Below are 2730 nucleotides of genomic sequence, written 5' to 3'. Positions count from 1 at the left end.
TCCGGCGGTGATCGTGGCGCGGGTGGCTGAGGGCGCCGACGTCCATGGTGAGCCGGTCGGCCTGGTGGTGGCGGTCACCGAGCTGGCCGGGATCGACCCGCAGCTGCTGGACGGCGCGGCGAGGGTGGACCTGATCCGCAGCTGGGAGCGGGTGCTGGCGATGGTGGCCGGCGAGCAGCAGCGTGCCCTTGCGTCGGTGGCGGAGGCGACCGCGTCCTTCGGGCTGCCCGGCATCGAGGCCCGCCACGAGGTCGCGGCCTGCGCTGCGTCTCGCGCCGGGCACCGCGGCGGAGCGCACCGAGGTCGCGCTGGCGTTGACCGAGCGGCTCGGTGACATGCTGGCCGCGCTGCGCCGGGGGAAGGTGTCCTGGCGGCAGGCGGCCGACCTGGCGGTTGCGGTGCGCGAGCTGCTGACAGTCGGCGCGGACCGGCGCTCACCTGACGAGCGCATCGGGCACGGCAGGCATCGGCTCTAGTCCTCGATGACGTCAAGCCCCTGCTCCCGCAGCAGCGCGAGGTGGTCGAGCATCTGTTTCAAGTCGTCCGGGTCATGACCCTCCCAGTCGTCCACCTCGCGCACGACGCGCAACGGGTGGCGGGTGCGGTAGGACTGCGTGGGGTTGCCGGGGAACCGCTTGTCGGTCACGTTGGGGTCGTCCTCGAAGGGCCCGAGCGGCTCCACCACGTAGATGTGCCCACGCTCTCCGCTCCCGCCCAGCGCCGTCGCCAGCTCCGCTCCCCAGGCGGCCGTGTCGACGAGCGCAGTGAAGTAGATGTTGTTGGACACCCGCCCCTCCTGGAAGTTCGAGCCGTAGCCGGGCACGAGCTCGTCACCGAGCTCGAGCACGGACTTCGTCCCGTGGAAGAACGGCCCCTCGACGTGCTCGAAGCGTTCGTAGGTCACCGGGACGTGGGTGCTGCCGTCCTCGCTCATGCCCGAAGCCTCCTCGGATGTCGCCAGTCGCCGACTGCTGGTGCCGGGTGGTGGTCAGGTCACCCGCCGTCGGCGCAGCGGCCAGACACGGAGCAGGACGACACCCAGCACCTGGTCGGCGGTGAGGGGGCCGGCCGACCACGAGTCGGTGCCCTCGGCCGGATTGTCCCGCTCGACCCACCAGCCCTCGTCGTCCAGATTCCCTGCCCGCTTGACGGACAGGGGTCGGCCCGGCCACCGGACGACCACCAGCTGTCCGGGCCGCGGCCGACCGCCCCAGCGGACCAGGAGGTGGTCACCGTCGAGCAGGGTCGGCTCCATCGAGCGTCCGCGGACCAGGACGCGGCCCAGCCCGAGCGGTCGCACGTGACTCTCCTCACCTCCGCGGCTGGCGCGGGTAGCACCCCGGGAGCGGGGTAGCGGCGAGTTGTAGTGTCCGACACAGCATCGACTGGTACGAGCGAAGGGACCCACCGTGCTCTCGCGTCTGCTCACCCCGAGGACCGTCGTCCACGCGCACTGCGACCTGCCGTGCGGCGTCTACGACCCGGCTCAGGCCCGTATCGAGGCCGAGTCGATCAAGATGATCATCCAGAAGGCCGGCGAGAACTCGGACCCGGACTTCCGCACCCGCGCCATCCTGATCAAGGAGCAGCGGGCCGAGCTGGTCAAGCACCACCTGTGGGTGCTCTGGACCGACTACTTCAAGCCGCCGCACTTCGAGAAGTACCCGGAGCTGCACGGCCTGTTCAACGAGGCGACCAAGCTCGCAGGGGCCAGCGGCGCCAAGGGCTCGATGGACGCCGACGTCGCGCAGAAGCTCCTGGACAAGATCGCCGAGATCGACAAGATCTTCTGGGAGACCAAGCAGGCGTAGCCCAGCACCCAGCGACCGCCCGGTCCGCCGACCCGAGGGGCGCGGCGACCGGGCGTCGTCATCGCCGGGCTGCAGACCGGGGCGCCGCGCCACGGCGCGCTCGTAGGGTCGGGGCGTGAGCGTCCTGGTGGTGAGCGGCACCGACACCGGAGTCGGCAAGACCGTCGTCACGGCCGCCGTCGCCGCACTCGCCGCCACCCGCGGCGCGCGGGTCGCCGTCGTCAAGCCGGCCCAGACCGGCGCAGCGGTCGGCTACCCGGGCGACCTCGACGACGTACGCCGCCTGGCGGGTGTCACCGACCTGCACGAGCACGCCCGCTTCCCGGAGCCGCTCTCCCCCGCTGCCGCCGCGCGGCACGGCAAGCTGCCGGCGCTCGACCTGCACGACAGCGCGGCCCGCATCCGCGGCCTGGCCGCCGACCGCGACCTGGTCGTCGTCGAAGGCGCCGGCGGCCTCCTCGTGCGGTACGACGCCGAGGGGCTCACCATCGCCGACCTGGCGCGCGAGCTGGCCGCGCCGGTGCTCGTCGTGGCCGACCCCGCGCTGGGCACCCTCAACCACACCGCGCTGACCCTCGAGGCGCTGGCGCACCGGGGCATCGTCCTGGCCGGGGTGGTCCTCGGCTCGTGGCCCGGCGACCCGGACCTGGCCTGCCGCTCCAACGTGCGCGACCTCGAGATGCTCGCCGCCCGTCCGCTGGCCGGCGCAGTGCGGGCCGGTGCCGGCGACCTCGACGCACCGGAGTTCCTGCTCGCCGCGCGCGACGGGCTGGGGCCGGGGCTGGGCGGGGGCTTCGATGCGGCAGACTTCCGGCGTGCTGCAGACCGACGCGACTGACGCCTCGACGATCCTGGACACCGCCCGCGAGCAGGTCCTGCGTGACGGCCGGGGCCTGACGGAGCAGCAGGTGCTCGACGT

The 2730-nt window shown here is 73.0% G+C and carries 6 protein-coding genes; 4 read left to right on the top strand and 2 right to left on the bottom strand.

Features of this window, described 5'->3' with window-relative positions:
- The coding region (locus tag VK640_09720; GenBank protein HTE73462.1) for a hypothetical protein at positions 1 to 334 on the top strand (334 nt) is incomplete at its 5' end.
- Complete coding sequence (locus tag VK640_09715; protein HTE73461.1) at positions 315 to 476, top strand: hypothetical protein; 162 nt, start codon at positions 315 to 317, stop codon at positions 474 to 476. The genes VK640_09720 and VK640_09715, both read left to right, overlap by 20 nt.
- On the opposite strand, the gene arr is transcribed toward VK640_09715, so the two are convergent.
- Both arr and VK640_09705 read right to left on the bottom strand, forming a co-directional pair.
- Positions 473 to 934, bottom strand: coding sequence for an NAD(+)--rifampin ADP-ribosyltransferase (gene arr, locus VK640_09710; protein ID HTE73460.1), 462 nt, complete (start codon positions 932 to 934; stop codon positions 473 to 475). The two genes, VK640_09715 and arr, sit on opposite strands and share 4 nt — an antisense overlap.
- Positions 935 to 988: 54 nt before the next feature.
- Positions 989 to 1300, bottom strand: coding sequence for a S24/S26 family peptidase (locus VK640_09705; GenBank protein ID HTE73459.1), 312 nt, complete (start codon positions 1298 to 1300; stop codon positions 989 to 991).
- Positions 1301 to 1409: 109 nt separating this feature from the next.
- On the opposite strand from VK640_09705, the gene sodN reads away from it, so the two are divergent.
- Together sodN and bioD are read left to right on the top strand one after the other, a co-directional pair.
- Entirely contained in the window at positions 1410 to 1811 is a 402-nt protein-coding gene (gene sodN, locus VK640_09700) for a superoxide dismutase, Ni (GenBank protein ID HTE73458.1), read from the top strand.
- Positions 1812 to 1926: 115 nt separating this feature from the next.
- Positions 1927 to 2649, top strand: coding sequence for a dethiobiotin synthase (gene bioD, locus VK640_09695; GenBank protein ID HTE73457.1), 723 nt, complete (start codon positions 1927 to 1929; stop codon positions 2647 to 2649).
- The last annotated feature ends 81 nt before the right edge of the window (positions 2650 to 2730 follow it).

It is taken from the genome of Actinomycetes bacterium, from assembly GCA_035489715.1.
In the GTDB taxonomy this organism is placed as follows: Bacteria; Actinomycetota; Actinomycetes; order JACCUZ01; family JACCUZ01; genus DATHAP01.
Note: the sequence above shows the minus strand (reverse complement) of the source record. Positions and strands in the feature narration are given on the sequence as shown.